The organism is Nocardioides mangrovicus (genome assembly GCF_003674065.1).
Classification (GTDB): Bacteria; Actinomycetota; Actinomycetes; order Propionibacteriales; family Nocardioidaceae; genus Marmoricola; species Marmoricola mangrovicus.
Genome location: NZ_RDBE01000010.1, coordinates 374,429 through 400,834, shown reverse-complemented (window position 1 = coordinate 400,834; position 26,406 = coordinate 374,429). Strand labels below are relative to the sequence as shown.

The window sequence follows — 26,406 nt, the reverse complement described above, 5'->3', positions numbered from 1 at the left end:
CGTGAGATCCTCGCCGACCAGAAGAANNNTCGGCCGCCGCAGCGTCACCTCCTACGACACGCTCCTGGTGGCGGCGGGTGCCTCGCAGTCCTACTTCGGAAACGACCAGTTCGCCGAGTACGCGCCGGGCATGAAGAGCATCGACGACGCCCTGGAGATCCGCGGCCGGATCTTCGGCTCCTTCGAGATGGCCGAGGTGATGGCCAGCAACGGGCAGAACGTCGACCACCTGCTCACCTTCGTCGTGGTCGGCGCCGGACCCACCGGCGTCGAGCTGGCCGGGCAGATCGCCGAGCTGGCCCACCGCACGCTGAGCCGCGACTTCCACGCCATCAGCAGCCGCGAGGCGCGGGTGATCCTGCTCGACGCCGCGCCGCAGGTGCTGCCGCCGTTCGGCGAGAAGCTCGGTGAGAGCACCAAGCGCGAGCTGGAGAAGCTCGGCGTGGAGGTGCAGCTGGGGGCGATGGTCGTCGACGTCGACGAGCGCGGCCTGGTGGTGCAGGACAAGGACGGCAGCCGTCGCGAGATCCGCGCCGTCACCAAGCTGTGGGCCGCCGGGGTGCAGGCCAGCCCGCTGGGTCGCACGCTGGCCGAGCAGACCGGCGCCTCGCTGGACCGTGCCGGGCGCATCGGCGTCAACCCCGACCTCACGCTGCCCGGCTACCCCGACGTGTTCGTCGTCGGCGACATGATCAACCTCGACCACCTCCCCGGCGTGGCCCAGGTGGCCATCCAGGGCGGCAAGTACGCCGCGAAGCAGATCAAGAACCGGCTGGCCGGCCGCCCCGACGCCCCGCCGTTCCACTACTTCGACAAGGGCAGCATGGCCACGATCAGCCGCTTCCGGGCGGTGGCGCTGATCGGAAAGATCCGGCTGACCGGGTTCATCGCCTGGCTGATGTGGCTGGCGGTCCACCTCGTCTACCTGACCGGCTTCAAGAACCGCTTCTCGGCGCTCGGGCACTGGTCGGTCAGCTTCCTGGGCCGCGGCCGGGCCGAGCGGACGGCCACCGAGCAGCAGGTCTTCGCCCGCTCGGCCATCAAACGGCTGCGCGGCGGCACCAGCGAGCTGGTCAGCTCCCCAGGGGCCTACGCCGCCACCGAGGCGCTGCTGGCCACCACCCGGGCCGAGCTCGAGGCGCGGGCCGTCGAGGAGGCCCGGCTGACCGACGCCGGGGAGCGGGGCCGGCAGCAGTAACTCCCCGCACGTGCGGGGAATTGCGGGCGCGGGGAACGAAACAGCCTCGACCGCTCCGTCAAATTCCTGACCCCAAGCCCCGCCGTCAGCCCGGCACCGACACCAGCGTGGCCAGCAGCTCGACCAGTCGCTCGGCGTCGGCGGGGGAGAGCTCGGCGAGCTGGGCGGCGTGGAGGTCGCGCGAGACCGACATGGCCCGGCCGATGGTGTCGGGGGCGCCGGGGCGCAGGGTGAGGATCTGGGCACGCCGGTCGGCCTCGTCGCGTCGGCGCTCGACCAGACCGCGGGCCTCGAGGTCGTCGACGATGCCGACGATGCTGGCCCCGCTCACGCCCATCACCCGGGCCAGCTCGTGCTGGGGGGCGGGGCTGATGTGCTGCAGCGAGACCAGCGAGCCGAAGTGGCGCGGCTCGATGCCCAGCGGTCGCAGCGCCTGCAGGAACGCCGGATGCATCCGCAGGTGGATCTGGTGCACCAGGAAGCCGATGCTGGCGCGCATGGCCGCCGGGGTGTCCTCGGCCAGGCCGGGGGCGGCGGCGCGGACCAGCAGGGACCGCAGCTCGCTGGTCTGCGCGCGGCTCAGGGCCGCGGTCAGCCGGTCCTCGAGGCCGAGGGCGTGCTGCTGCCAGAGGTCGGCGGCCTCGATGCCGGCCGGGGTGCGGGTGAGCAGGTAGGAGCGCCGGTCACCGGGGTTGCGCACCCGCTCGACCAGGCCGGCGGCCTGCAACGACGCGGCCACGCGGGCCAGCGTCGTACGGCTGGTGCCGATGCTGCGCGCGACCGCCTGCTGCGAGCGCGGCTCGGCCTCGCCCAGCGCCACCAAGGTGGCGTAGGCGTAGATGTCGAAACCGTCGGGCCGGAACTCCTCCATCGTCTGGTCGACCCGCGCGGCCGCCCGCCAGAACATGTGACCAGGCAGCCGCGCCAACGCCGGCAGCAGCTCGGGGGCGTCGACCAGCTCGACGTCGCCGCGCACGCCCATGACCGAAGGCTCCTCTCGCGCTGGACTTGACACGAACCGTACCGCGGGTGATCGTTAAGTGCGTGACGATTAGGTCACTGACGATCCGAGGAGGAACCGTGGCCGCGAAGTGGTGGACCCTGGTCGCCGTCTGCACCGGCGTGTTCATGCTGCTGCTCGACGTCACCATCGTGAACGTCGCGCTGCCCGACATCGAGGACCAGTTCTCCGGCAGCCTCTCGGACCTGCAATGGGTGATCGACGCCTACGCTCTGAGCCTGGCGGCGCTGCTGCTGACCGCCGGCTCGCTGGCCGACCTCTACGGCCGCAAGCGGGTCTTCATCGTCGGGGCGGTGGTCTTCACCGCCGGCTCGACGCTGTGCGGCGCGGCGCCGAGCCTGCTCTTCCTGACCCTGGCCCGGGCGGCGCAGGGCGTCGGCGGCGCGGCGATGTTCGCCACCGCCCTGGCCCTGATCGCCTCGGCCTTCCACGGCAAGGACCGCGGCACCGCGTTCGGCGTCTTCGGGGCCACCACCGGCATCGCCATCGCGGTCGGGCCCGTGCTCGGCGGCGTGCTGACCAGCGGGCTCTCCTGGCGCTGGATCTTCTTCGTCAACATCCCGATCTGCGTCGTCGCGCTCGTGGTGAGCTTCTGGAAGGTCGAGGAGTCCCACGACCCGCGCGCCGGCCGCCCGGACCTCATCGGGTTCGTGACCTTCAGCGTCAGCCTCGGCTCGCTGGTCTACGGGCTCATCGAGGCCGGCCGCCGCGGCTGGGGCGACGAGCGGGTGCTGATCTGCTTCGGTGCGGCCGCGGTGCTGCTGGTCGTCTTCCTGGTCAGCCAGCTGGTGCAGCGGCACCCGATGTTCGACCTCTCCCTGCTGCGCAAGCCCACGTTCACCGGCGGCCTGTTCGCCGCGTTCGGCGTCTCGGCCTCGATCTTCTCGCTGCTGACCTACCTGGTGATCTACGTCCAGAACTTCCTCGGGTACTCCGCGGTGCAGACCGGCGTCCGGTTCCTGTTCCTCTCCGGTGCCTCGTTCGTGGCCGCAGCCGTGGCCGGCCGGCTCACCAGCCACGTGCCCGCCAAGTGGTTGATCGCGCCAGGATTCCTCGTGCTCGGCGGCGGCCTGCTGCTGATCCACGGCTTCCAGGTGGACTCCTCGTGGACGCACCTGATCCCGGGCCTGCTGGTCGCCGGCCTCGGCATCGGCATGATCAACACGCCGCTGGCCTCGACCGCGGTCGGCGTCGTCAGCCACGAGCGCTCCGGCATGGCCTCGGGGGTCAACTCGACCTTCCGGCAGGTCGGCGTGGCCACCGGCATCGCGGCGCTGGGCTCGATCTTCAGCCACCAGGTCGCCAACGGGCTCGGCGACCGGCTCGCCGGTTCGCCGGTGGCCGGTCGCGTCGGCCAGATCGCCGAGGCGCTCACCGGTGGCCAGGCCCAGCAGGTGCTGGCCCACGTGCCCGCGGCGTCGCGGGCCAGCGTCGGGCGGGCGATGACCGCCAGCTACGTCGACGCGCTCAACGACATCACCCTGATCGCGGCCGGCATCGCGTTCGCCGCGGCGGTGCTGACCCTGCTGCTGGTGCGGCAGAAGGACTTCGTGACCCAGGGCGGCCCGCCGCCGCAGCAGCAGGACCACACCCCCCAGCACCTCGCGCCGGCGCGCGGCGGCGCGCACGCGTCAGCCGGCTGACAGGTCGCGCTTGGCACCATGGTCCGATGCGGGTGCTGGTCGTCGAGGACGAGACCCGGCTGGCGGCGTCGCTGCGAGCGGGGCTGGAGGCCGAGGGCTTCGCCGTCGACGTCGCGCCCGACGGCGGCGAGGCGCTCTGGTACGCCCGCGAGAACGCCTACGACGTCATCCTGCTCGACCTGATGCTGCCGGTGCTCAACGGCTACGACGTCTGCCGCCGGCTGCGCGACGACCAGGACTGGACGCCGATCCTCATGCTCACCGCGAAGGACGGCGACGTCGACCAGGTCACGGCCCTCGACACAGGTGCCGACGACTACGTCACCAAGCCGTTCTCCTTCCAGGTGCTGCTCGCCCGGATTCGCTCGCTGGTCCGCCGCGGCGTCAGCGAGCGCCCGACCGCGCTCGAGGTGGGCGACCTGCGCCTGGACCCGGCCAGCAAGGCCGTCACCCGCGCTGGAACCGAGGTGCGGCTCACCGCTCGCGAGCTCTCGCTGCTGGAGTTCTTGATGCGTCGCGCGGGCGACGTCGTGACCAAGCAGCAGATCCTCGGCAACGTCTGGGACTTCGACTTCGAGGGCGACCCCAACATCGTCGAGGTCTACGTCGCGCGGCTGCGCAACAAGGTCGACCGGCCCTTCGGCCGCGCCGACATCGAGACGCTGCGCGGCAGCGGCTACCGGCTCCGGCCCCCGTGATCAGCCCGATGTCCAACCCCGTGACCAGCCCGATGATGTCTTCGTGAGGAGTCATGTCCGCACCCGGGTCACGGCGGTGGCGACGCTGGTGGCGCTGGTGGCGGCCGTCGTCGGCTCGCTGGTCTTCCTCAGCGTGCTGCGCAGCGCGCTGGAGTCCAGCCTGGTCGGCTCCGCCGAGCAGGACGTCGCCAGCATCCAGGCCCGCCTCCGCGAGCACGAGTCGCCCCGACGAGCGGTGCTCTCGGGGAAGAACGACCTCGTGGTGCAGGTGACCGACGCCGACCACCACGTCGTCGCCACCGACCATCCTCAGGTCACGCGGCCTCTGCGGCGCACCGTCGGGCAGGACCGCGGCGTGCGGTTCCGCGGCCTCAGCGACCCCTACGTCGTCGTCGCGCGGGATCGCCCCGACGGCCACGGGTTGATCATCGTCGCCCGCTCCTCCGAGCACGTCGGGTCGGCCACGACGACCGTCGCCACCCTGCTCGCGGTGAGCGTGCCGGTGGGCCTGCTGCTGATCGCGGGTGGCGTGTGGCTGACCGTCGGGCGGGCGCTGCGACCGGTGGAGGACATGCGCCGGGAGGCCGCGTCGATCACCGCCGACCGCCTCGACCGGCGGCTGGCCGTGCCGCCGGGGGCCGATGAGATCCCGCGGCTCGCGGCCACCTTGAACCAGATGCTCGACCGGATCGACGCCGGCAACCGGCAGCAGCGCCAGTTCGTCTCCGACGCCTCCCACGAGCTCCGCTCACCGCTGGCCACCATCCGCCAGCTGGCCGAGGTGGCCGAGCGCTACCCGGACCGGGTGTCGACCGCCGAGCTGGCGCGCGACGTGCTGGCCGAGGAGCTCCGGATGGAGGACCTGGTCTCCGCGCTGCTGATCCTGGCCCGCGCCGACGACGCGCCGGCCGGGCCGGCGGCCGCGCCGGTGGACCTCGACGACGTCGTGCTCCACGAGGTGCGCCGCGTGCCGATCGGCAGTGTCGGTGCCGGCATCGACGTCGATGCCTCGGCGGTCACCGCCGGCCAGGTGGTGGGCGACACCGTGCTGCTGGGCCAGGTGGTCCGCAACCTGCTCAGCAACGCCGTCCGGCACGCCCGCAGCCGGGTCGTCGTGACGCTGGGCGAGACCGAGGGCCAGGTGGTGCTCACCGTGGCCGACGACGGCGAGGGCATCGCCCCCGACGAGCGCGAGCGGGTCTTCGAGCGCTTCGTGCGCCTCGACGAGGCGCGGGCCCGCGACGCCGGTGGCAGCGGGCTGGGGCTGGCCATCGTGACCAAGGTCGTGACCGGGGCGGGTGGCACGGTCCGGGTCGAGGACACCGCCCAGGGCGGTGCGTGCTTCGTCGTTTCCCTGCCCGCCGCCTGAGGTCCACCCGCCGTCAGGCTCGGTTCAGCACGCTCGTCCCACCGTGGCTCCGTGACCACCACCCTGGCCCTCCGCACGACCGTCGCCTCGCCGCCCGTGCGCCGGACGCTCCCGGTGGCGGTGCTCGGCCTGGCGGTGCTCACCGTGCTGCTCCGGCTGCCCTACCTGGCGTCGCCGGTCTCCTCCGACGAGGCCGGCTTCGCGATGCTCGCCCGGCAGTGGGCGTCCGGGCACGGGTCGCTCTACGGCGGCTTCTGGGTCGACCGGCCGCCGCTGCTGGTGGCGCTGTACGCGCTGGCCGACGTCGGCGGGCTGGTGGGGCTGCGCGTGCTCGGTTGCCTGGCCGCGGCGGTGACCGTGCTCGGCGTCGGCCTCGCCGTCGACCACGTGTCGGGACGCCGGCCCGCCGCGTGGGCGGCAGCCGTCGCCTGCGTCGGACTGAGCGTGCCGGCCCTGGGTGGCGTCAACGTCGACGGCGAGCTGCTCGGGGTGCCCTTCGTCGCGATCGGTGCGTGGCTGCTGCTGCGGGCGGTCACCACGCCGGCCGGAGCCTGGCCCGCCGTCGCCGCCGGCGCGTGCGCGGCCGCCGCGGTGCTGGTCAAGCAGAACTTCGTCGACGTCACCGTGCTCGCGGCCGTGCTGGCGGTCGCGATGCGCCACCGCGCCACCCTGCGGCTGTGGCTCCGCTTCGGCGCCGGCGGCATCGCCACGGCGACCCTGGTGCTCGGCGGCGCGGCCCTGCTCGGCACCCGGCCGTGGGGGGTGCTCTACGCGATGTACCCCTTCCGGTTCCGTGCCACGGCGCTGCTCGGCCGCGAAGGCTTCCCCGGTCGGGGACCGCACCTGCTGGCCCTGGCCGGCTCGTGGGCGACCTCGCTGCTCCCGCTGCTGCTGCTCGCGCTCCTGGTCGCCGTCGTGCTGCGGCGCACCCGTCACGCCCCGCTGGGGATCGCGCTGCTGGCGCTCGCGGCCTACGACCTGTTCTCCGTGGCGGCGGGCAGCAGCTACTGGATGCACTACCTGGTGCAGCTGGTGCCGGTCACCGCGATGGCGGCCGGCCTGGTGGCGCCGCTGCGCCCCGGCCGGTTGCTGACCGCCGTCGTGCTGGTCCTGGCCAGCCTCTCCTACGTCGCGGCCCTGCCCCACCGGGTCCAGGCCCCCGGGGTGGTGGTCGGGCGGGCGATCGGCGACGTAGCCGCGCCGGGCGACACCCTGGTCAGCGTCTTCGGCGGCCCGGAGGTGGCGGCGACGGCCGGTCTCGACTCGCCCTACCGCTACCTGTGGAGCCTGCCCGCCCACGTGCTCGACCCCGGCGCCGCCGGACTCGGGAGACTGCTCGCGGGCCCCGCCGCCCCCACCTGGCTCGTGGTGCGCGAGGGCGGCACGGTCGCCGCGCTGGCCGAGGGGCCGGCCGGGTCGCCGCTGCGCACCCGCTACCACCTGGTCGACGACCTGTGCGGGCGGCTGGTCTACCTGCGCGACGACGCCGATCGCGGCGCGCCGGCCGCGGCCGTCACCGACTGCCGGCTGCCGCTGAGCCCCTACGTCGGCTCGCTGCTGGGCACCCCGAGCTCGGTGTCGCTCGAGCGACCCCGCAGCCGCTCGGTGCCGTAGCGCTGCCAGTGGGCGGCCTCGTCGGGGTGGGCCGCCGCCACCGAGTCCCAGGCCGCCAGCAGCGCACCGTCGACGTCCTTGGCGAGGTCGGTGATCCGGGCCGCGGAGTTCACGGCGTCGCCGATGACGGTGTACTCGAAGCGCGAGGCGTCGCCGACGTTGCCGGCAACGGCCTCACCGGTGGCCACGCCCACCCCGGCACCGATCTGGGGCACCTCGCGGGCCAGCCGGGCCGACATCGCCCGGGCCGCGGCCAGCGCGCAGGTGGCGTGGTCGGCCAGCTCGTTGGGTGCGCCGAAGACCGCCAGCACGGCGTCGCCGATGAACTTGTTGACCAGCCCGTGGTGCCGGTCGACCTCCTCGACCACCACCGTGAAGAACCGGTTGAGCATCTCCACCACCTCTGCGGGCTCGTGCTCGTCGGCGAAGCCGGTGGAGCCGACCAGGTCGACGAAGAGCACCGACACCTCGCGTGCCTCGCCGCCGAGCTCCACGTCGTCGAGCGCCACCGCGGCGACGTCGCGGCCGACGTGGCGGCCGAAGACGTCGCGCAGCCGCTCGCGCTCGCGCAGCCCGGCCACCATCTCGTTGAAGCCGCTCTGCATCCGGCCCAGCTCGGTGCCGTCGTAGACGACGACCTCGGTGTCCATCTGGCCGCGCTCGACCTCCTCCAGCGCCTCGCGCACCGCGACGATCGGACCGACCAGCGCGCGGGCGTTGATCACCGTTAGGGCACATCCGAAGACGAGCACGATCGCGCCCAGGACGAGGATCACCACGGCCAGCTGGTCGACCGTGGCGTCACGCTGCACGAGGACGAACACGGCCGCGGTCATCAGCCCGACCACCGGGGCGCCCGTGCCGAGCAGCCAGAACACCAGCTGCCGGTAGCGGATCCCCAGCCCCACCACGCCGTCCGCCCGCCGCCGGCTCAGGGCGCGGGCCGCGACCGGCCGCATCGCGAACTCGGTCAGCACATAGGCGAAGCCCGACGTCACCAGGCCCGAGATGGCCACCACGAAGGCCGTGGCGAAGGCGCGCTCGGGCTGCAGTGCCACCGAGACGCCGGTGAACAGCAGCGTCGCCACCGCCCACAACGAGGCCTGCACCAAGGTGATCCGCAGCGGAGTGCGCAAGGTGCCGCGCAGCTCGGCGTCACTCGGGTCACGGTCGTCGCGCAGCCATCTGCTCACCCGCAACGTCCCGGCCGTGCCCACGACGACGCCGACCGCTCCGGCCAGCAGCACGTACGCCGGCACCAAGAGCAGCAGCGCAGTGCGCACGGCCGGCGTCGGGGCCGGGCTGGGCAGCACGTATGCCGCGAAGAGCGACGCGATCACCGCGCCGATGATGTTGTCGCCGAGGATGAGGAACGTCAGCAGCACCTGCACGCGGACGCGCAGCCGCTTGGCTCCCTGCCCCGTGGGGCCGAGGAGCCAGGACCCGAACGGGTGGTCTCGGCCGGTACGCATCATGGGGAAGCATGCCGGACATGGTCCGGTTGACGGCGTGGGTGCTGCGTCACCGGTGGTGGGTGGCGCTGTTCTGGGCGGCCGTCGCGGTGGCCGGCGGGGTCACCGCCCCGACGACCGCCGATCGACTCAGCTTCAGCTTCGACCTGCCCGGACAGCCCGCCTTCGAGACCAACCAGGCCATCACCAAGACGTTCGGCACCGCGGGCGTCGACGACCCGCTGCTGGTCGTGGTCCGCGGCGGCGACGCCACGACGAGCGCCGAGGACCTGGCCCGGCGGCTGCAGCAGGGCGTGCCCGGCACGCGGGTGGTCACCGCCGCCGACGCCTCCCACCTCACCACCGCCGACGGGCGGGCGAGCGTCGTCGTGGTCTACCCGCGGGTGAGCGGCGGCCCCGAGCCGTACGCGGCCACGCAGCCGCGGCTGGAGAAGGTGGTCACCGCCGCCCGATCCGAGGGCGTCGATGCCCGCCTGACCGGGTTCGAGCTGCTCTCCGAGGGCGGCTCGAGCGGCGGGAGCCGCTCCGTGCTGGCCGAGGTGGTGCTCGGCGCCGCCGGCGCGCTGGTGGTGCTGGTCCTGGTCTTCGCCTCGCTGCTGGCCGGCGTACCGCTGCTGGTGGCGGCGGTGTCGATCCTGGGCACCTTCCTCGCGCTGCTCGGGCTCACCGTCCTGACCGACGTCAGCGCCGTCGTGGAGTACCTGGTGGCCCTCGTCGGGCTGGGCGTGGCCATCGACTACTCGCTCCTGGTCGTCACCCGCTGGCGCGAGGAGCGCTCGGCCGGGCTGGACAACGACGAGGCGGTGGCGGCGGCGATGGCCACCGCCGGGCGCAGCGTGCTGTTCAGCGGGGTGACCGTGGCCGTCTCGCTGGCCGCGCTCGTGCTCGTGCCGCTGCCGTTCCTGCGCAGCATCGGCCTGGGCGGGCTCCTCATCCCGCTGCTCAGCGTGGCCACCACCCTGACCCTCGTGCCGGTGCTGCTCAGCGCGGTCGGTCCCGCCCTGACCTGGCCGCGACGCCAGGCCACCGTCGGGCCCAGCCGGTTCTGGGGACGCGTGGCCGCCGGCGTGCTGCGCGCGCGCTGGCTGACCATCGCGGGCTGCGTCGTGGTGCTGCTCGTGCTCGCCGCCCCGGTGCTGGGGCTGCGGCTGGGATCGGCGCAGCTGAGCGGAGTGATCGGCGACTCCGCCTCGGCGCGCGCGGTCTCCGCCGCGGTCTCCGGCGGCGTACCGGTCGGTGTGGTGCGCCCCGTGCAGGTGCTGACCGAGGGGAGCGCTGTAGCCCTCGCGACCAGGCTGCGCGAGGTGGACGGCGTCGCCGCGGTGGCCGCGCCCACCACCTGGAGCGAGGGCGACCAGCGGCTGCTCCAGGTCTACCTGCGTGCCGACCCCGCCTCCTCGGCCGGCCGGGCGGCGCTGGACCGCGTGCGCTCGACGGCCTCCCGGCTCGACGCCCGGGTGGGCGGCAGCCCCGCCGAAGACGCCGACTTCGTCACCGCGGTCTACGACGACATCGGCTGGGTGGTGCTCGCCGTCGTCGTGGTGACCTTCCTGCTGCTGGCCCGTGCGCTGCGTTCGCTGTGGCTGCCGGTCAAGGCGCTGGTGCTCAACGCGCTCTCGATCGCCGCGGCGTACGGCATCACCGTCTGGATCTGGCAGGGCGGCCACGGCACCGACCTGCTCTTCGGGCAGCCCGCCGCCGGGGCGGTCACCACCTGGGTGCCCATCGCGGCCTTCGCGTTCTTGTTCGGGCTCTCGATGGACTACGAGGTGTTCATCCTCTCCCGGATGCGAGAGAGCTACGACCGCCACGGCGACACCCCGCGCGCCGTGGTCGACGGCATCGCCCACACCGGACGGCTGGTCACCTCGGCCGCGCTGATCCTCTTCCTGGCCTTCATCGCGCTCTCGACCGTGCCGAGCGTCGACGTCAAGATCCTCGCCACCGCCCTCGCCCTCGGCATCCTCATCGACGCGGTGGTGGTGCGCAGCCTGCTGGCCCCGGCGCTGGTGGGCGTCCTGGGCCGCGCGAACTGGACGATGCCGCGGTGGCTGCGGGCGGTGCTCCGGGCGCGGCCGGTGCCCGAGCCCGGCCACGCCGCCGGACCCGAGTAGCCGCTCCGGCTCGGCTCAGACCGGCTGCGGCTCCCGGTCGGGCTCGCCCGGCTCGTCGAGCTGGCGCAGCGACTCGCCCTCGACGTCGACGTCGGGCAGCGCCTTGTCCAGCCACCTCGGCAGCCACCAGGCGGCGTTGCCCAGGAAGGACAGGAACGCCGGCACCAGCGAGAGCCGCACGACGAAGGCGTCGACCAGCACGCCGAAGGCCAGGGCGAAGCCCATCGACTTGATGGTCGGGTCGTCGACCAGCACGAACCCGGCGAAGACCGAGATCATGATCAGCGCCGCCGCGACCACCACCCGTGCGCCGTGGCCGATACCGGAGACGATCGCCTGCTGCGCAACGTCGGGCACGGGGTCGCCGTGCACGAAGTCCTCCCGCATCCGCGAGACCAGGAACACCTCGTAGTCCATGGCCAGGCCGAACAGGATCCCGATGAGCAGGATCGGCAGGAAGCTCACCAGCGGGCCGCTGGTGTCCAGCCCGACGAGGCTCGCCAGGTGGCCGTCCTGGAAGACGGCCACCGTGACGCCGAACGCCGCGCCGACGGTCAGCAGGAAGCCCAGCGTCGCCTTGAGCGGCACCAGCAGCGAGCGGAAGACCAGCATCAGCAGCAGGAAGCTGAGACCCACCACCACGAGGAGGTAGACCGGCAGCGCGTTCTTGAGCTTGTCGGAGACATCCACGCCGATCGCCGTCGCGCCGGTCACCGACACGGTGGTGCCGGTGCTCGTCGCGGTGCCTGCCAGGTCGGAGCGCAGGTCGCGCACCAGGTCGAACGTCGCCTGGTCGCTCGGCCCGCTCTTCGGGACGACGCTGACCAGCGCGGTGCGGTTGTCCTGGCTGATGCCCGAGGCCGTCGCGGCCGCGACGTCGTCCTCACCGGTGGCGACCTGGGTCACCCGCGCCACCCCCTGCTGCACGGCGGTGGCGTCGTCGCCGTGGACCACGGCGATGAGCCGGCCGTTGAAGCCGGGGCCGAAGCCCTCGGAGATCAGGTCGTAGGCCACGCGCTTGCTGGTGCCCGAGGGCGCCGTGCCGTCGTCGGGCAGGGCGAGCCGCATGTGCGTGACCGGGAGCGCCAGCACCGCGAGCACGATGACGCCGCCGACCAGCACCGGCACCCGGAAGCGGGTGGTGAACCGGCCCCAGCGGAAGCCGAAGCCGGGCTTGTCCTCGATGTGCTCAGCGCGGCGCTCGCGCTTGGAGCGCACCTTGTCGCCGGCGAAGGCCAGCACGGCGGGCAGCATCGTCAGCGCCACCAGCACGGCGACGGCGACCGTGCCGGCCGCGGCCAGGCCCATCGAGGTCAGGAACGGGATGCCGACCACCGAGAGCCCGGCCAGCGCGATCACCACGGTGAGACCGGCGAAGAGCACCGCCGAGCCCGCCGTGCCGACGGCGCGGCCGACGGCCTCCTCGCGGTCGAGGCCGGCGCTGAGGTTGTGGCGGTACCGGGAGGTGATGAACAGCGAGTAGTCGATGCCGACGGCCAGGCCCAGCATCAGCGCCAGCACCGGCGTGACGCTGGTGAAGTCGAAGACGTGGCCGAGCAGGGTGATGGCGGCGTACCCGATGCCCACACCGACCAGGGCGTTGAGCATCGTCATGCCCGCCGCCACCAGCGACCCGAAGGTGATGACCAGCACCACCAGCGCCACCAGCACGCCGATGCCCTCGGTGGAGCCGACCTCCGGCGGGGCCTGGGTGGGCTCGCCGCCCGCGGCGACGGTCCAGCCCGAGGGCTGGTCCTTGCCGAGGTCGTCGTAGGCGGTGCGCTGGCGGTCGGTGAGGGCGTCGGCCTGCTTCGAGAACTGCACGGTGACCAGGGCGAAGCGGCCGTCGCGGCTGATCGCCTTGCTCTGTGCGGGCCCGACGACACCGACCACACCCGGCACCTCTTTGGCCTTCGAGACCACGCCTGCGATCACCTGCTGGCCGGTGGCGGCCGTGACGCTCTGGCCCTTCGGTGCGCGGACGACGACCGTGCCCGAGGCTCCGCTGGCCTGCGGGAACTCCTTCGACAGGGCCGTCAGCGCGCGCTGGGACTCGGTGCCGGGGATCGTGATCGAGGCCGAGGAGGCGGCGCCGATCGAGACGACGGCGCCGATCAGCGCGACGAGCAGGAGCAGCCAGACGCCGACGACGGCGCCGCGGCGGCGGAAGGAGAACCGCCCGACGCGGTAGAGGAAGGTGGCCATGAGTGATCCTTCGTCAGCTGGGGATGGAGATCGGGACATCGAGGCCGAAGATCCGGCCGCCGAGGGCGAGCAGCTCGTCGGCGAGCTCCTCGTCGGTGAGGTCGTGCAGGGTCAGGCAGGCGCCGACCAGGCCGTGCTCGAAGGTCATCGCCGCCACCCGGTCGCGCTGGTGCGGCAGGGGGCCGATCAGCCCGGTGCGCATCTCCTCGGCCCATTGCGCGCCGCGCTCGGCCAGCGGTCGCAGCTCCTCGACGTCGCCGATGCCGCGCAGCATGGCGATCGCCTGGCGATGGCGCACCACGATGGCGACGGCGAGCTCCAGGGTGCGCGTCTGGCGTTGCGGCGCCGGCACCTCGGCGAGCACCGAGCGCATCTGCTCGATGTCCTCGACCAGGTCGGTCGAGAGCGCCTGCAGGATCGCCGACTTGCTGCTGAAGTGGTAGAGCAGCGCGGCCTTCGAGCAGCCGGCGCCGGCCGCGATCATCTGCAGCGAGCTGGCCCGGAACCCGATGCTGCTGAACAGCCGCAGCGACACCGCGAGGATCTCGGTGCGCAGGGCGTCACGGGGCGGTCGGGGCACGGCACCCAGTGTGACTGACCGATCGGACAGTGTCTGCCCGATCGGTCAGGATCGGGCTGTGACCTGCGCGACGCTGCGCCGACAGCGATGGCAGGGCGCACACCGGGGCCTTGACCGCGCCGCGACGGGCACCCGCCATGATGAACCTCGTCGAGGGAGGAGTGCCCATGGAGCTCACCGGGGAGCGGGACTCGGGTCTGCGTCGGGCGCTGCGTCGCGCTCGCGACGGCGTCGCGTTGAACACCGACGAGGCGGTCGCGCTGCTGCGGGCCCGCGGTGCGGCGCTCGAGGAGCTCCTCGACCACGCCTCCCGGGTCCGTGACGCCGGTCTGCGCGAGGCCGGTCGGCCCGGCGTCATCACCTACTCGCCGAAGGTGTTCATCCCGCTCACCCGGCTGTGCCGCGACCGGTGCCACTACTGCACCTTCGCGACCACCCCGCACCGTGTGCCGGCCGCGTTCCTCGAGCGCGACGAGGTGCTCGCCATCGCGCGTGCGGGCGCGGAGCTCGGTTGCACCGAGGCGCTCTTCACCCTTGGCGACCGGCCCGAGGACCGCTGGAGTGCCGCGGCCACGTGGCTCGACGAGCGTGGCTACGACTCCACCCTCGACTACGTCCGCGCCTGCGCGATCGCCGTGCTCGAGGAGACCGGCCTGCTGCCGCACCTCAACCCCGGCGTGATGAGCTGGGAGGAGCTGAACCGGCTCAAGCCGGTCGCCGCGTCGATGGGCATGATGCTCGAGACCACCTCCACCCGGCTCTTCGCCGAGAAGGGCGAGGCCCACTTCGGCTCCCCGGACAAGGACCCGGCGGTGCGGCTGCGGGTGCTCGAGGACGCCGGCCGGCTCTCGGTGCCCTTCACCACCGGCCTGCTCGTCGGGATCGGCGAGACGCCGAAGGAGCGGGTGGAGACGATCCTCGCGATCCGGGCCAGCGCCCGCACCCACCACCACGTCCAGGAGGTCATCGTCCAGAACTTCCGCGCGAAGTCCGACACGGCGATGCGCGACGTGCCCGACGCCGAGATCGACGACCTCGCCGCCACGGTGGCCGTCACCCGGCTGCTGCTCGGCCCGACCGCCCGGGTCCAGGCGCCACCGAACCTGCTGGGCGAGCCCGACGGGCACACCGATGCCTACCGGCTCCTGATCCGCGCCGGCATCGACGACTGGGGCGGCGTCTCGCCGCTCACCCCCGACCACGTCAACCCCGAGCGGCCCTGGCCCGCGCTCGACGAGCTCGCCTCGCGCACCGCCGACGCCGGGTTCGAGCTGCGCCCGCGGCTGACCGTCTACCCCGGCTACCAGCAGGCGCCGTGGCTCGACCCGCGCCTGTCCGGACACGTCGGAGCCCTGGCCGACGCGGCCGGGCTGAAGGACCTCGACGCGATGCCGGTGGCGCGGGCGTGGCAGGAGCCCGACGACGTTGTGGCCAGCAGCGGACGCGTCGACCTGCACGTCGAGGTCGACACCGTCGGACGCAGCGGCGACCGGCGCGACGACTTCGACTCCGTCTACGGCGACTGGGACCAGCTGCGCAGCGAGGCGAGCCGGCTGTCGGGGGCCGCGCCGCTGGTGGCGTCGTCGTCGGTCGCGGCCGCGCTGTCCCGTGCGGAGGCCGACCCGGCCGGCCTGAGCGACGACGAGTACCTGGCGCTGATGACGGCCGAGGGCGAGGAGCTCCGGCAGGTGGCCCGGCTCGCCGACGGCCTGCGTCGCGACGCCGTCGGCGACGCCGTCAGCTACGTCGTGAACCGGAACATCAACTTCACCAACATCTGCTACACCGGCTGCCGGTTCTGCGCGTTCGCGCAGCGCAAGGGCGACGCGGACGCCTACTCGCTCTCGATCCCCGACGTGGTCGAGCGGGCCGTCGAGGCGTGGGACGACGGCGCCACCGAGGTGTGCATGCAGGGCGGCATCGACCCCGACCTGCCGGCGTCGTTCTACCCCGATCTGCTGCGGGCGCTGAAGGCTCGGCTCCCCGACCTGCACGTGCACGCGTTCTCACCGATGGAGATCGTCAACGGCGCCTCGCGCCGCGGGGTGTCGATCGCCGACTGGCTCATCGAGCTGCGCGACGCCGGCCTCGACACCATCCCCGGCACGGCCGCGGAGATCCTCGACGACGAGATCCGGTGGGTGCTGACCAAGGGCAAGCTGCCCGCCTCGACCTGGATCGACGTCGTCCGCACCGCGCACCGGCTCGGCATCCGGTCCAGCTCGACGATGATGTACGGCCACGTCGACTCGCCGCTGCACTGGGTCCGCCACCTGCGGGTGCTGCGCGACCTGCACGACGACACCGGCGGCTTCACCGAGTTCGTGCCGCTGCCGTTCGTGCACACCAACGCCCCGCTCTACCTCGCCGGCGCCGCCCGCCCGGGCCCGGCCACCCGCGACAACGTCGCCGTGCACGCCGTCGCCCGGATCATGCTCCACGGCCGCATCGAGAACGTGCAGACCTCCTGGGTCAAGCTCGGTCCCGACGGCACCCGGCTGATGCTCACCAGCGGCGCCAACGACCTCGGCGGCACCCTCATGGAGGAGACCATCAGCCGGATGGCCGGCTCGACGTACGGCTCGGCCAAGACCGTCGAGGAGATGCACGACATCGTCGCGGCCCTGCCCGGCCGCTTCCCCCAGGAGCGCAGCACGGTCTACGGCAGGGTCTGAGGCGTCGACCGCTGCTGCGCGGCCAGGCGCACCGGTGCGTTCGGGGCGCCGTAGCCGGCGTAGTCGCCGCGCCGCTCGAGCGCCTCGAAGAACACCCCGGCCACCGTGGGCGTGTAGAAGTGCAGCAGCTCGCCGTGGGCGTCGCGGTCGTAGAGCAGGTCCAGCTCGCGCAGGCGTGCGAGCAGGGCCGGGTCGAGGTCGAAGCGGGCCATGAGGTCGTCGTAGTAGTTCGCCGGCACCGGCAGGCTCACCAGGCCCGCGGCGCGGGCGCGCTCGGCCAGCGCCACGACGTCGGTGCAGGCGAAGGCGACGTGCTGGGGCAGCAGGCCCTCCTCCGAGACGGGCGCGACGTTGAGCGGCAGCCGGACGCAGCAGTCCTCGGTACGCATCACCTGGCTGCGCACCAGTCCCCGCGGTCCGGCCACCTCGGTGCCGGCGTCGGCCACCAGGCCCAGGGTGCTGGCGTAGAACAGGACCGCCTCGTCGAAGTCGTCCCAGGGCTGGGCAAGGTTGACGTGGTCGACGCGGGTCACCAGCGACTCGCCGGCGGCCGGTGTGCCCTCCTCGAACTCGCTCACCCAGTCGGCGGAGGTCGGGCAGAAGAAGACCTCGGTGCCGTCGGGGGCCGCGACCGCGGTCAGCGTGAGCTCGCTGCGGTAGGTCCGTCTTGCGACCCGCGGCGCGCGGAGCACCGCGGCCCGGTCGGCGGCGGCATCGGCGTCGGCCACGCCGAAACCGAGGGCTGCCAGGTGCGGCAGCTGGCCGCGGGCGCCCTGCTCGTTGACCACCACGCGGGCCTCGCCCTGGCTCCACAGCCGCACGGGCTTGCTGCGGTGCCGGCCGCCGAAGTCGAAGCCGAGCTGCTCGAGCAGCACCTCCACGTCCGTGGTGTCCTCGGCCTTGACCTCGACGAAGTCGACCCCGGACGGCGGGGCGGCCGGCGGCAGCAGCCGCAGGCCGAGCGCGGGGGAGCGGTGGGCGGTGCGGTCCTCCAGCCAGGTCAGCGACCGTCGCGCGTGCAGCGCCGTGCGCCCCGGGTCGGTCTGGCGGAAGACGTCGTTGAACACCTCCAGCGAGACCGGCCCGTCGTAGCCGGTGGCCAGCACCAGGTCGAGGAACCGGGCCAGGTCGAAGCTGCCCTCGCCGGGGAAGAGACGGTGGTGACGGCTCCAGGAGAGCAGGTCCATCGTCATCGTGGGCGCATCGGCGAGCTGCAGGAAGAAGATCCGCTCACCGGGGATGTCGGCGATCGCCGCGGGGTCGTGGCCGCGGGAGAGAATGTGGAAGCTGTCCAGGCAGAGCCCGACGCGGGGGTGGTCGGCGAGCCTGACGACGTCCCACGAGCGGCGGTAGTCCGCGACGTAGCGGCCCCAGGCCAGCGCCTCGTAGGCGATGCGGACGTCGTAGCGCTCCGCGAGGTCGCCCAGCTCGCGCAGCTGGGCGGCGAAGAGCTCGTCGGAGTCGATGGTCGCGGTGGCGACGTTGCTGCACAGCAGCATCGTGTCGATGCCGAACCGGTTCATCAGCGCGAACTTCTGCTCGGCGCGGCGCAGGTTGTCGGCGAACAGCGCGTCGTCGACGCCCTCGAGATCGCGGAACGGCTGGTAGAGGTCGAGGCCGAGCCCGAGTCGGTCGGCGAGGGCGCGGATCTCCTCGGGACTGTGGTCGCTGGCGACGAGGTCGGGCTCGAAGACCTCGACGCCGTCGAAGCCCGCGGCGGCGCAGGCGTGCAGCTTGTCGACGAGTGCGCCGCTGAGGCACACCGTGGCGATCGAGGTCCGCATCCATCTCCTCCGGTACTGAACGTACTGGATGGTTCATAGATCGGGAAGCGCCGCGTCCTACGCTGTCGCCATGGCGAGCGAGGTCCAGCCGCGCGTGCGCGACGCGGAGCGCACCCGTGCCGAGCTGCTCGAGGTGGCTACCCAGGTCTTCGCCGAGGACGGGTTCTCCGGCGCCCGCGTGGACGAGATCGCCGAGCGCACCCGCACCACCAAGCGGATGCTCTACTACTACTTCGGCAGCAAGGAGAACCTCTACCTCGCGGTGCTGGAGAACGCCTACCTCGGCATCCGCGAGGCCGAGCAGCGCCTCGACGTCGGCGACCTCGAGCCCGCCGACGCCGTGCGCCGGCTGGCCGAGCTGACCTTCGACCACCACCGGGCGCACCCGGCGTTCATCCGGCTGGTCAGCATCGAGAACATCCACCGCGGCGGCTCGATCTCGCAGCTGGACTCGCTGCGGCGCGTGGCCAACCCCGCGGTCACCCTGCTCGAGCAGATCCTCGAGCGGGGCCGCGAGGCCGGGGTCTTCCGGCACGACGTGGACGCTCTCGACGTCCACCTGGTCATCAGCTCCTACTGCGTGTTCCAGGTGGCCAACCGCTACACCTTCAAGCACCTCTTCGGCCGTGACCTGCAGGCGGCCTCCCAGCGCGAGCGGCTGCGCGCGGTGATCGGCGACGTCGTCGTCGCCTGGCTCACCGCCTGAGACGAGAGGCTTGACAGGTGGTGTGAGGACCGCCACTGTCTTATGAACTAACTAGTTCATACAACGTCTGGAACCCGATGACCTCGACAGCGATCGACGACGCCCGGCACCTGCCCCGCCGTGCTGCTGCAGCCGGCTGGATCGGCAGCGCGATGGAGTACTACGACTTCTTCATCTACGGCACGGCCGCCGCGCTGGTGTTCGGCAAGGTGTTCTTCCCCGACTCCTCTCCGGCCAGTGGCACCCTCCTGGCGCTGGCGACCTTCGGTGTCGGCTACCTGGCGCGCCCGCTCGGCGGCCTGGTGCTGGGCCACGTCGGCGACCGGCTCGGGCGGCGCAACGTGCTGGTCTTCACGCTGGTGCTGATGGGGACCTCGACGTTCCTCATCGGCTGCCTGCCCAGCCACGCGAGCATCGGCGTCGCCGCGCCGATCCTGCTCGTGGTGCTGCGGCTGCTGCAGGGCTTCAGCGCCGGCGGCGAGCAGGCCGGTGCGAACTCGATGAGCCTCGAGCACGCCCCCGAGGGCCGGCGCGCGTTCTTCACCAGCTTCACCCTCGGCGGCACGCAGGGCGGCCTGGTGCTCGCCACGGCCGTCTTCCTGCCGATCGCGAGCCTGCCCGAGGACCAGCTGCTCAGCTGGGGCTGGCGCGTGCCGTTCTGGGCCAGCATCGTGGTGCTCGGCGTCGGCGTCGTCATCCGCAGCCGGCTCACCGAGACCCCGGTGTTCGCCGCCGAGGCGGAGCGCGACCACCTCTCCCGGCTGCCGATCGCCGACCTGCTGCGCGACCACCTCGGCTCGCTGATCCGCGTGGTGTTCGCCGCCACCATCGCCTCGGTGAGCACGATCTTCAGCCCCTACGCGCTCTCCTACGCCGTCAACAACGTTGGGCTGTCCAAGACCCCGATGCTCTGGGTGGTGGTGCTGGCCAACCTGCTGGCGATCGTGATGATCCCGACGCTGGGCATGCTCTCGGACCGCATCGGCCGCAAGCCGGTGTTCCTGGCCGGCTCGCTCGGCCTCATCGTCATGACGACGGCCTTCCTCTACTCGATCTCCACCGGCAGCTATCCGCTGATCTTCATCACCGGGATCCTCATGTTCGGCGTGCCGCAGGCGGCGACGTCGGCGGTGTGGCCGTCCTTCTATGCCGAGATGTTCCCGGCCTCGGTGCGCTACACCGGCACCGCGCTCGGCACCCAGATCGGCTTCGCCTTCGGCGGGTTCGTGCCCTCCATCGCTTCGGCGCTGGGCGGCGACGGGGTCGGCGCGTGGTGGCCGGTCTCGCTGCTGGTCGCCGTGATCTGCCTGGTCAACGTCACCGCCGTCGCGACCGGACGCGAGACCTACCGGGTGCCCACGGCCCGGCTCGGGCTCGACCGCACCCCTCTCGCGCAGCCGGCCCGGGCGGCCGGGTGAGCGCGAACGTGGTGGCGCTGCACTACGCACAGCGCGACGGACGTCGCGGGGAGCACTTCCTCGGCCTGGACGACGAGTCGCTGGCGCCGCACCCGACGTCGTACTTCTGCTGGCTGGTGCGCACCGAGGACCGTGTGGTGCTGGTAGACGCCGGCATCGGGCCGGAGGTGGGTCGGCAGCTGGCCGGGCTGCGTCACTACGAGCACCCGCTGGACCTGCTGCAACGTGCGGGTGTGGCGCCCGCCGAGGTCGACACCCTGGTGCTCACCCACCTGCACTACGACCACACCGGCGTCGTGGCCGAGCTGCCGCGCGCGCAGGTGCTGGTGCAGCGCCGAGAGTGGGAGTACTGGCACGGCCCGTGGCAGCGCGTGCGCCACGAGCGGTGGCTGCGCTCGGCGACCGACCTCGCCGCGCTGGACCAGCTGGACCGCGACGGCCGGCTCGAGCTCCTCGACGGCGGCACCGAGGTGACCCCGGGTGTCGGCGTCCACCTGGTCGGTGGTCACACGCCCGGCATGCAGGTGGTCTCGGTCGTCACGGAGACCGACACCGACGCCGGCTCGGTCGTCCTCGCCTCCGACGCCAGCCACTTCTACGAGAACCTCGAGGCCGAGAGGCCGGCGCCACTGCTCAGCTCGATGCCCGACGTCTACGCCGCGTGGGACCGCGTCGGCGAGCTGGCCGGCGCGCGCGGCACGGTGGTGCCCGGCCACGACCCCGAGGTGCTGCAGCGTCATCCCGAACGGCTCGACGCCGACCCGGCCCTGGTGGTGGTGGCATGAGCGGGCGCACCTACCTCGCCGGCCTGATCGGCACCGGCATCGGCCCCTCGCTGACCCCGCGCCTGCACGAGCAGGAGGCCGCCGCCGAGGGCATCGGCTACGTCTACCGCACCCTCGACCTCGACGCGCTCGGGTTGGTACCCGAGGACGTCGGCGACCTGGTGCGCTACGCGGGCCTGCTCGGCTTCGACGCCCTCAACATCACCCACCCCTGCAAGCAGCTGGTGCTGCCCCACCTCGACCACCTCGACGACGTCGTGGAGCAGGTGGGAGCGACCAACACCGTCATCTTCCGCGACGGCAAGACCTGGGCGTGCAACACCGACGTCACCGGCTTCGCCGAGGCCATGCGCCGAGGCCTGCCCGACGCCTCCCTCGATCTCGTGGTGCAGCTGGGCGCGGGCGGCGCCGGCGCGGCGGTGGGTCACGCCCTGGCCCGCTCCGGCGCGCAGGCGCTACGGATCGTCGATCCCGACGCCTCCCGCGCCGAGGCCCTCGCCGACCGGCTCGCCGGCCAGTTCGCGGACGTCGCGGTCACTGCCGCCGCGCCGCAGGACCTGCCCCGGCTGTTGGGCGAGGCCACCGGGTTGGTCCACTGCACCCCCACCGGCATGGCCGAGCACCCCGGCGCGCCGCTGGACCTCGACCTGCTCCACCCCGGCCTCTGGGTCGCCGACATCGTCTACCGCCCCCTGCTCACCGCGCTCGTCGCCGGCGCCCGCGAGCGCGGCTGCCGCGTTCTCGACGGCGGCGGCATGGCGTTGCACCAGGCTGCCGACACCTATGCGCTGGTCACCGGCCACGAGCCCGACCGCGACCGGATGGGAGCCCACTTCGCCCGGCTGGCCTCGCGCTGAGAGGTCCGATCGGCCGGCGTGACCGTGTGGGTGGGCCCCCAGAGGATCGAACCCTGAACCCGCGGATTAAAAGTCCGGTCGATGACGTCCCGCGTGGTTACGACCCGTTCTACTAGATGCCGTTCTGTCCGGCTTCGCGCTTCATTTGGTACTGGCTGGTGACGTCGTCTGACGTTGCGTCCTGTGTCGTTCGTGACCAGCTGGTGACCAAGGAAGGTGCATGTGTGGAGCAGCCTGAGGGTTACGACGAGGCCAGCACGCAGACCGAATGGGGTCTCTACCGTGGCTACGAGATTCACCACGCGCACCAGATGCTTCGCATCCCCATGGAAACCACGGTCGCCCAGTGGTCCGATGTGGACCTGCTCGAGGTACCCGATCTGGAGACCGACATCGGCGATGCGGTCGGCACCCTGTTGCTCGCCGCTCAGCAGGCTGGGTTCGACCCTCGCGAGATCTGCGAGCAGGAACTGGACTACGTCGGGCAGGTGGGCGACGACATCGAGGAAGAGATGGCCGAGAAGAAGATCCGCATGCCCGATTCCTCGGACGAGTGACCTGAACTCCGGCCGGCCCGTAGCGCTCCAAGTGAGTTCTGCGGTGTCGGTCGGATTGGTCCAGCGACCACGGAGGTGGCTGGACGGCGGTGGTCTGCTGGTGATGGAGGTCGAGCATGAAGTCGCTTGCCCGGCACGTCTGAAGCGAGTGCGGGCAGTGGAGCTACTCGCGGAGGGGTCGTCTTACGAGGAGATCGCCCGACAGGTCGGGTTCACGAACCGAGGGTCTGCGCATCGTGCTGTGAGTAAGGCTCTTGCTGAGCGTGAGGTAGAGAGCATCGATGAGTTCCGCGAGCTCGAGCTGGCACGGTTGGATCAGCTGCAGGTCGCCGTGTGGGACGACGCAATGAATGGACAAATCAAGGCCATCGACGTGGTACTGCGGATTATGGGGAAGAGGGACCGGCTGCTGGGGCTCGACAAGCCGAGGAGTCCGGCGACACCTCGCGGGATCCTTCTGTCCGACTGGTCCTGAGGGCAACCCAGGGGAGCAACACTCAGTCCAGATTGAAGGGATAGTCGGTAACCTCCAGGCCGATGAGCGACCCGTTGTTGCAGCCGCAAGCCCCGTGCATCTCGGGGGCTCAACCTGCAGAGCCCAATCAAGGACGGAATGCCGATGGCTGAGGCCGACGCCGCCGGACGGCACATCAGAGCGGCTGAGAAGGCCTCGGCTAAGAAGGCCTCGGCCAAGAAGGCCTCGGCCAAGAAGGCCTCGGTCAAGAAGGCCCCGGCCAAGAAGGCCCCGGCCAAGAAGACCCCGGCCAAGAAGACCGGAGCAGAGACTTCCATCCCAGCGAGCAGCCGAACGCTGAGCGGCGTAAGACGAGTCGCACGTAGCGCGCCGATGTCGAAGTACTTCGTCCGCGCCCGCTCTCGCGCCCAAAGAATGCTTGACGACCCGGAAGCGCTGAAGCGAGTCGCCGAAGAGTCCTATCGCAGCGGAGCATCTAGGAGCGGGCCCTTCACCGCGGTCATCGATGACTTTCGCACGTTGGTGCGCCTCGTCGTGGCCTATGGCCGTGGGCACTACCGCGAGATCCCGCCTGACTCGCTTGCGCTGGTAGTGGCGGGTTTGCTTTATGTGGTCTCGCCGCTCGACGCGATCCCTGACGTGGTGCCAGGCGTTGGCTACCTAGACGACGCAGTGGTCGTGGGATGGGTGATCAAATCGGTCAGGCAAGAACTCGATGCGTTCCGCGCATGGGAACTGGGCCAGTAGCTAGCTCCCCGATTTGCTGCCTGGAGGGCCGGCCGTTGTAGTCGGGCACTGGGGATCGGACACGATCTCCGATCGCTTGACCCACGCTCCGCGGCGGTCCACTCCTCAATCATTCGATTGTCGGCTGATCAGGCTTCACGGCATCTTCGTCGTTGACCGACTCTAGGCAACGCAGGAGACAACTTTGAGACGCTGACGGCGCGACCTGCGAACATCTGAAGACGGGCGAAAACACATGGGCTGCGGTTAGAGCGGTGGCCACGTGTATCGCCAGCAATGGGACAGGCGAGGCTTGACCAGCACCCAGCGTGTGCGCACCGAAGTGATGACCGAGAGGTGTAGACGAACAATCACCACGAATTCGCGCTACAACGCCCTCGGGAGAACAGCGACGCCACCCTCACCAGCCTCGCGATCATCAACGTCAACTGGCAAAGCAACCGAACCAGTTATCTTGACAACTTCGTGCCTTACGCCCTCGAAGCGCTCCGCCTAAGCGGCGACAGGCCGCTGACCGACCGAGAGGTCAAAGATCGGGTCTTTGACCTCTTCGGGCTTGACCTGCCAGTCAACGTTGTCTCGTCGCTCATCGGACGCGGAGCCAAGCAGAGTCTCGTCAAACGCGCCCCTCGAACACGGGAACTCACCCTCTCCGAAGGCGCAGCCGCCAAGCTCCCCGACATCGCTTCTCAACAGCTAGCCTGTCGCAGAGAGCAAACCGCGCTCGTACGCGGGCTCATCAGCTTCGCACAAACGCGGTTCGAGATCGAGTGGGACGAGACCACAGCAGAGACAGCGCTGGTCGACTACATCGAATCGCACGCGGTCTCACTGCTTTCCTTCTCGGTACGGGGCAGGAATCCAGCAGACTACGAAGGAGCAGATCAAGGGAGCGGCTACATCGTCGCCGCGTATATAGCCCTAGTGGCCGAGGGAAACCCCTCCGCCTTTGGTTACCTCGATCAGATGGTCAAGGGATCGATGCTTGCGTCTGCGCTCTACCTCGAGGTGCCGAACGACGTTCAGCGACGCTTCAGGCGGACCATTCTCTACCTTGACACCCCGATCTGCCTTCGCGCCCTTGGACACGAAGGCTCAGACGCCCAAGAAGCCACCCAGCAAGTTCTTCGCCTCGCGATGTCCCAAGGGGCATCGCTCGCGTGCTTCTCGCACAGCGTCAAAGAGATGCGAGGCATCCTTGAAGGGACCAAGGTGGCGCTACGGAGGACGGTGGGCGCAGAGAGTGCCATGCGCGGAGTCGCCACGCACTTCCGGTCATCGGACTACAACGAGAACGACGTCAACCTTGCTGTCGAGCGACTCGAAAGGGATCTCGACAAGGTCCGCATTCGTGTCGTCGATACTCCAGAGCACACGACGCACTTCGGCGTTGACGAGAACGAGCTCGAACACGTTCTTCAAGAGAAGATCAACTACAAGTATGAGCACACCCTCCTTCCGGATCTCAACAGCCTCACCGCCATCCATAGACTGCGTGGAGGTGAGAGTGGACCTCATCTAGAAACGTGCAAAGCCGTACTGATCACTGACAACTCGGCTCTCGTTCGTGCCTCACGGAGCTTCTTCAACTCTGGAAGACACGAGTGGCCGCTCGCGATGCTCGATCACACGCTCGCGGCGTTGGTTTGGGTGAAAGAGCCGACGCAGGCCCCAGACCTTCCGCGACAGCGGATTATTGCGGACTGTTACGCGGCGCTCGCGCCCTCGCCAAACCTATGGCTAAAAGTTGCCGACGAGATCGATCGTCTCGACCAACGGGGCAGTATCTCTGCGGAGGACGTCGCACTGCTCCGGTACTCCAATGAGGCTCAGCAATCGCTTATGGATATGACCCTCGGAGACCCTCGCCGAGTATCACCAAAGGCCATCTCCACGGCCCTAGCAAGAGCTCGCGAGAGTGCAGCGGCCCCAGCGGTCGACGAAAAAAGGCAGGCGGAAAGCCGCGCAGAGAAGGCGGAGGAAGCCGAAGCGGCCAGCCGGTTCTTGGCCCATGAAAAGGCGAGTGAAGCCCAGGCTCTTCGAACGCGCCTCGATTCGCTCGAAGCGCGCGACACGCGCCGCGTATCGGCCATCCGAAAAAGCGCTGAACGCAGAGCTGGAGCATTGGGGCTTTTCGTGAAGGCTCTCGTAGTCGTCGTGCTGGTTGGAGCCACCATTGCTGGAATCGCAACATTCTTCCCAGTGGTCAATGAGTTCATCTTGCGACCCCTGCGGCTCCCGATCCTCATCGCAGGAGCAGTCGCTTTCACGATTAGCATCTTGATCCTTGCGAAGGGCAAGAGCATCCTCGAATACGTAGGGATTCAGCAGGCAGCCCTACAAGCGCGATTCGAAAAAAGCGCCCTGCAAAGGGCAGGGCTCGTCGAGGCCGAGCAGCCTCAGGACGAACAGCACGACGGCGCCTAGGGGAGGCTCGGGCATTCCGGATCCCTGCTGGTCCGAAAAGGGAGCGATCTGACAGCAGGGT

Annotated in this window: 20 protein-coding genes; 15 read left to right on the top strand and 5 right to left on the bottom strand. The window is 71.0% G+C overall.

Annotated features, from left to right (window positions below; all coding sequences use genetic code 11):
• The first annotated feature begins 67 nt into the window (after positions 1 to 67).
• Positions 68 to 1,198, top strand: coding sequence for an NAD(P)/FAD-dependent oxidoreductase (locus D9V37_RS16505; RefSeq protein ID WP_269778387.1), 1,131 nt, complete (start codon positions 68 to 70; stop codon positions 1,196 to 1,198).
• Positions 1,199 to 1,283: 85 nt separating this feature from the next.
• On the opposite strand, the gene D9V37_RS16500 is transcribed toward D9V37_RS16505, so the two are convergent.
• Positions 1,284 to 2,180, bottom strand: a complete 897-nt coding sequence (locus D9V37_RS16500; RefSeq protein WP_121807249.1) for a MarR family winged helix-turn-helix transcriptional regulator — start codon at positions 2,178 to 2,180, stop codon at positions 1,284 to 1,286.
• Between the two features lie 98 nt (positions 2,181 to 2,278).
• On the opposite strand from D9V37_RS16500, the gene D9V37_RS16495 reads away from it, so the two are divergent.
• The 4 genes from D9V37_RS16495 to D9V37_RS16480 are packed head-to-tail and all read left to right on the top strand — an operon-like array spanning position 2,279 to position 7,543.
• Entirely contained in the window at positions 2,279 to 3,862 is a 1,584-nt protein-coding gene (locus D9V37_RS16495) for an MFS transporter (RefSeq protein ID WP_121807248.1), read from the top strand.
• Between the two features lie 26 nt (positions 3,863 to 3,888).
• Positions 3,889 to 4,560: a response regulator transcription factor gene (locus D9V37_RS16490; RefSeq protein WP_121807247.1), complete on the top strand. Its 672-nt coding sequence runs from the start codon at positions 3,889 to 3,891 to the stop codon at positions 4,558 to 4,560.
• A gap of 43 nt (positions 4,561 to 4,603) precedes the next feature.
• Entirely contained in the window at positions 4,604 to 5,929 is a 1,326-nt protein-coding gene (locus D9V37_RS16485) for a sensor histidine kinase (RefSeq protein WP_121807246.1), read from the top strand.
• A gap of 51 nt (positions 5,930 to 5,980) precedes the next feature.
• Positions 5,981 to 7,543: a hypothetical protein gene (locus tag D9V37_RS16480; RefSeq protein ID WP_121807245.1), complete on the top strand. Its 1,563-nt coding sequence runs from the start codon at positions 5,981 to 5,983 to the stop codon at positions 7,541 to 7,543.
• Here D9V37_RS16480 and D9V37_RS16475 read toward each other — a convergent pair.
• A complete protein-coding gene (locus tag D9V37_RS16475) occupies positions 7,471 to 9,015 on the bottom strand; it encodes an adenylate/guanylate cyclase domain-containing protein (RefSeq protein WP_198412615.1) in 1,545 nt (514 codons plus the stop codon). The two genes, D9V37_RS16480 and D9V37_RS16475, sit on opposite strands and share 73 nt — an antisense overlap.
• Before the next feature lie 11 nt (positions 9,016 to 9,026).
• Between D9V37_RS16475 and D9V37_RS16470 the strand changes: the two genes are divergently transcribed.
• Positions 9,027 to 11,129 carry an MMPL family transporter gene (locus D9V37_RS16470; protein ID WP_198412614.1) on the top strand — a complete coding sequence of 701 codons (2,103 nt, stop codon included), beginning with the start codon at positions 9,027 to 9,029 and terminating at the stop codon, positions 11,127 to 11,129.
• Positions 11,130 to 11,144: 15 nt separating this feature from the next.
• Here the strand turns inward: D9V37_RS16470 and D9V37_RS16465 are convergent, their stop codons facing one another.
• Both D9V37_RS16465 and D9V37_RS16460 read right to left on the bottom strand, forming a co-directional pair.
• Positions 11,145 to 13,334, bottom strand: coding sequence for an MMPL family transporter (locus tag D9V37_RS16465; protein ID WP_121807243.1), 2,190 nt, complete (start codon positions 13,332 to 13,334; stop codon positions 11,145 to 11,147).
• Between the two features lie 13 nt (positions 13,335 to 13,347).
• Positions 13,348 to 13,914, bottom strand: coding sequence for a TetR/AcrR family transcriptional regulator (locus D9V37_RS16460; protein WP_121807242.1), 567 nt, complete (start codon positions 13,912 to 13,914; stop codon positions 13,348 to 13,350).
• Positions 13,915 to 14,081: 167 nt separating this feature from the next.
• On the opposite strand from D9V37_RS16460, the gene D9V37_RS16455 reads away from it, so the two are divergent.
• On the top strand, positions 14,082 to 16,589 hold the full coding sequence (locus D9V37_RS16455) for a bifunctional FO biosynthesis protein CofGH (protein ID WP_232524961.1): 2,508 nt from the start codon (positions 14,082 to 14,084) through the stop codon (positions 16,587 to 16,589).
• On the opposite strand, the gene D9V37_RS16450 is transcribed toward D9V37_RS16455, so the two are convergent.
• The gene (locus D9V37_RS16450) at positions 16,574 to 18,373 is read right to left on the bottom strand and encodes a bifunctional sugar phosphate isomerase/epimerase/4-hydroxyphenylpyruvate dioxygenase family protein (protein ID WP_121807240.1); all 1,800 of its coding nucleotides are present in this window, start codon (positions 18,371 to 18,373) and stop codon (positions 16,574 to 16,576) included. The genes D9V37_RS16455 and D9V37_RS16450 overlap by 16 nt on opposite strands.
• A 70-nt stretch (positions 18,374 to 18,443) precedes the next feature.
• On the opposite strand from D9V37_RS16450, the gene D9V37_RS16445 reads away from it, so the two are divergent.
• The 8 genes from D9V37_RS16445 to D9V37_RS20100 all read left to right on the top strand — a co-directional run bounded on the left by D9V37_RS16445 (position 18,444) and on the right by D9V37_RS20100 (position 26,345).
• Positions 18,444 to 19,079, top strand: coding sequence for a TetR family transcriptional regulator (locus D9V37_RS16445; protein ID WP_121807239.1), 636 nt, complete (start codon positions 18,444 to 18,446; stop codon positions 19,077 to 19,079).
• Positions 19,080 to 19,156: 77 nt separating this feature from the next.
• Entirely contained in the window at positions 19,157 to 20,497 is a 1,341-nt protein-coding gene (locus D9V37_RS16440) for an MFS transporter (RefSeq protein WP_121807238.1), read from the top strand.
• On the top strand, positions 20,494 to 21,282 hold the full coding sequence (locus tag D9V37_RS16435) for an N-acyl homoserine lactonase family protein (RefSeq protein ID WP_121807237.1): 789 nt from the start codon (positions 20,494 to 20,496) through the stop codon (positions 21,280 to 21,282). Before D9V37_RS16440 ends, D9V37_RS16435 begins: the two co-directional genes overlap by 4 nt.
• On the top strand, positions 21,279 to 22,139 hold the full coding sequence (locus tag D9V37_RS16430; protein WP_121807236.1) for a shikimate dehydrogenase: 861 nt from the start codon (positions 21,279 to 21,281) through the stop codon (positions 22,137 to 22,139). Before D9V37_RS16435 ends, D9V37_RS16430 begins: the two co-directional genes overlap by 4 nt.
• 224 nt (positions 22,140 to 22,363) lie before the next feature.
• Entirely contained in the window at positions 22,364 to 22,696 is a 333-nt protein-coding gene (locus D9V37_RS16425) for a hypothetical protein (RefSeq protein WP_121807235.1), read from the top strand.
• A 100-nt stretch (positions 22,697 to 22,796) separates the two neighbouring features.
• The gene (locus tag D9V37_RS20305) at positions 22,797 to 23,171 is read left to right on the top strand and encodes a hypothetical protein (protein ID WP_158604502.1); all 375 of its coding nucleotides are present in this window, start codon (positions 22,797 to 22,799) and stop codon (positions 23,169 to 23,171) included.
• A 144-nt stretch (positions 23,172 to 23,315) separates the two neighbouring features.
• Positions 23,316 to 23,918, top strand: a complete 603-nt coding sequence (locus D9V37_RS21020; RefSeq protein WP_408636214.1) for a YkvA family protein — start codon at positions 23,316 to 23,318, stop codon at positions 23,916 to 23,918.
• A 465-nt stretch (positions 23,919 to 24,383) separates the two neighbouring features.
• Positions 24,384 to 26,345, top strand: a complete 1,962-nt coding sequence (locus tag D9V37_RS20100; RefSeq protein ID WP_147455987.1) for a hypothetical protein — start codon at positions 24,384 to 24,386, stop codon at positions 26,343 to 26,345.
• Positions 26,346 to 26,406 lie beyond the last annotated feature (61 nt).

What these genes read in the sequence shown, in the direction of transcription:
- D9V37_RS16445 (WP_121807239.1), top strand. Translation starts at nt 18,444, where the DNA reads ATGGCGAGCGAGGTCCAGCCGCGCGTGCGCGACGCGGAGCGCACCCGT.
- D9V37_RS16450 (WP_121807240.1), bottom strand. Translation starts at nt 18,373, where the DNA reads ATGCGGACCTCGATCGCCACGGTGTGCCTCAGCGGCGCACTCGTCGAC.
- D9V37_RS16430 (WP_121807236.1), top strand. Translation starts at nt 21,279, where the DNA reads ATGAGCGGGCGCACCTACCTCGCCGGCCTGATCGGCACCGGCATCGGC.
- D9V37_RS16490 (WP_121807247.1), top strand. Translation starts at nt 3,889, where the DNA reads ATGCGGGTGCTGGTCGTCGAGGACGAGACCCGGCTGGCGGCGTCGCTG.
- D9V37_RS16440 (WP_121807238.1), top strand. Translation starts at nt 19,157, where the DNA reads ATGACCTCGACAGCGATCGACGACGCCCGGCACCTGCCCCGCCGTGCT.
- D9V37_RS16470 (WP_198412614.1), top strand. Translation starts at nt 9,027, where the DNA reads ATGCCGGACATGGTCCGGTTGACGGCGTGGGTGCTGCGTCACCGGTGG.
- D9V37_RS16465 (WP_121807243.1), bottom strand. Translation starts at nt 13,334, where the DNA reads ATGGCCACCTTCCTCTACCGCGTCGGGCGGTTCTCCTTCCGCCGCCGC.
- D9V37_RS16500 (WP_121807249.1), bottom strand. Translation starts at nt 2,180, where the DNA reads ATGGGCGTGCGCGGCGACGTCGAGCTGGTCGACGCCCCCGAGCTGCTG.
- D9V37_RS16475 (WP_198412615.1), bottom strand. Translation starts at nt 9,015, where the DNA reads ATGCGTACCGGCCGAGACCACCCGTTCGGGTCCTGGCTCCTCGGCCCC.
- D9V37_RS21020 (WP_408636214.1), top strand. Translation starts at nt 23,316, where the DNA reads ATGGCTGAGGCCGACGCCGCCGGACGGCACATCAGAGCGGCTGAGAAG.
- D9V37_RS16455 (WP_232524961.1), top strand. Translation starts at nt 14,082, where the DNA reads ATGGAGCTCACCGGGGAGCGGGACTCGGGTCTGCGTCGGGCGCTGCGT.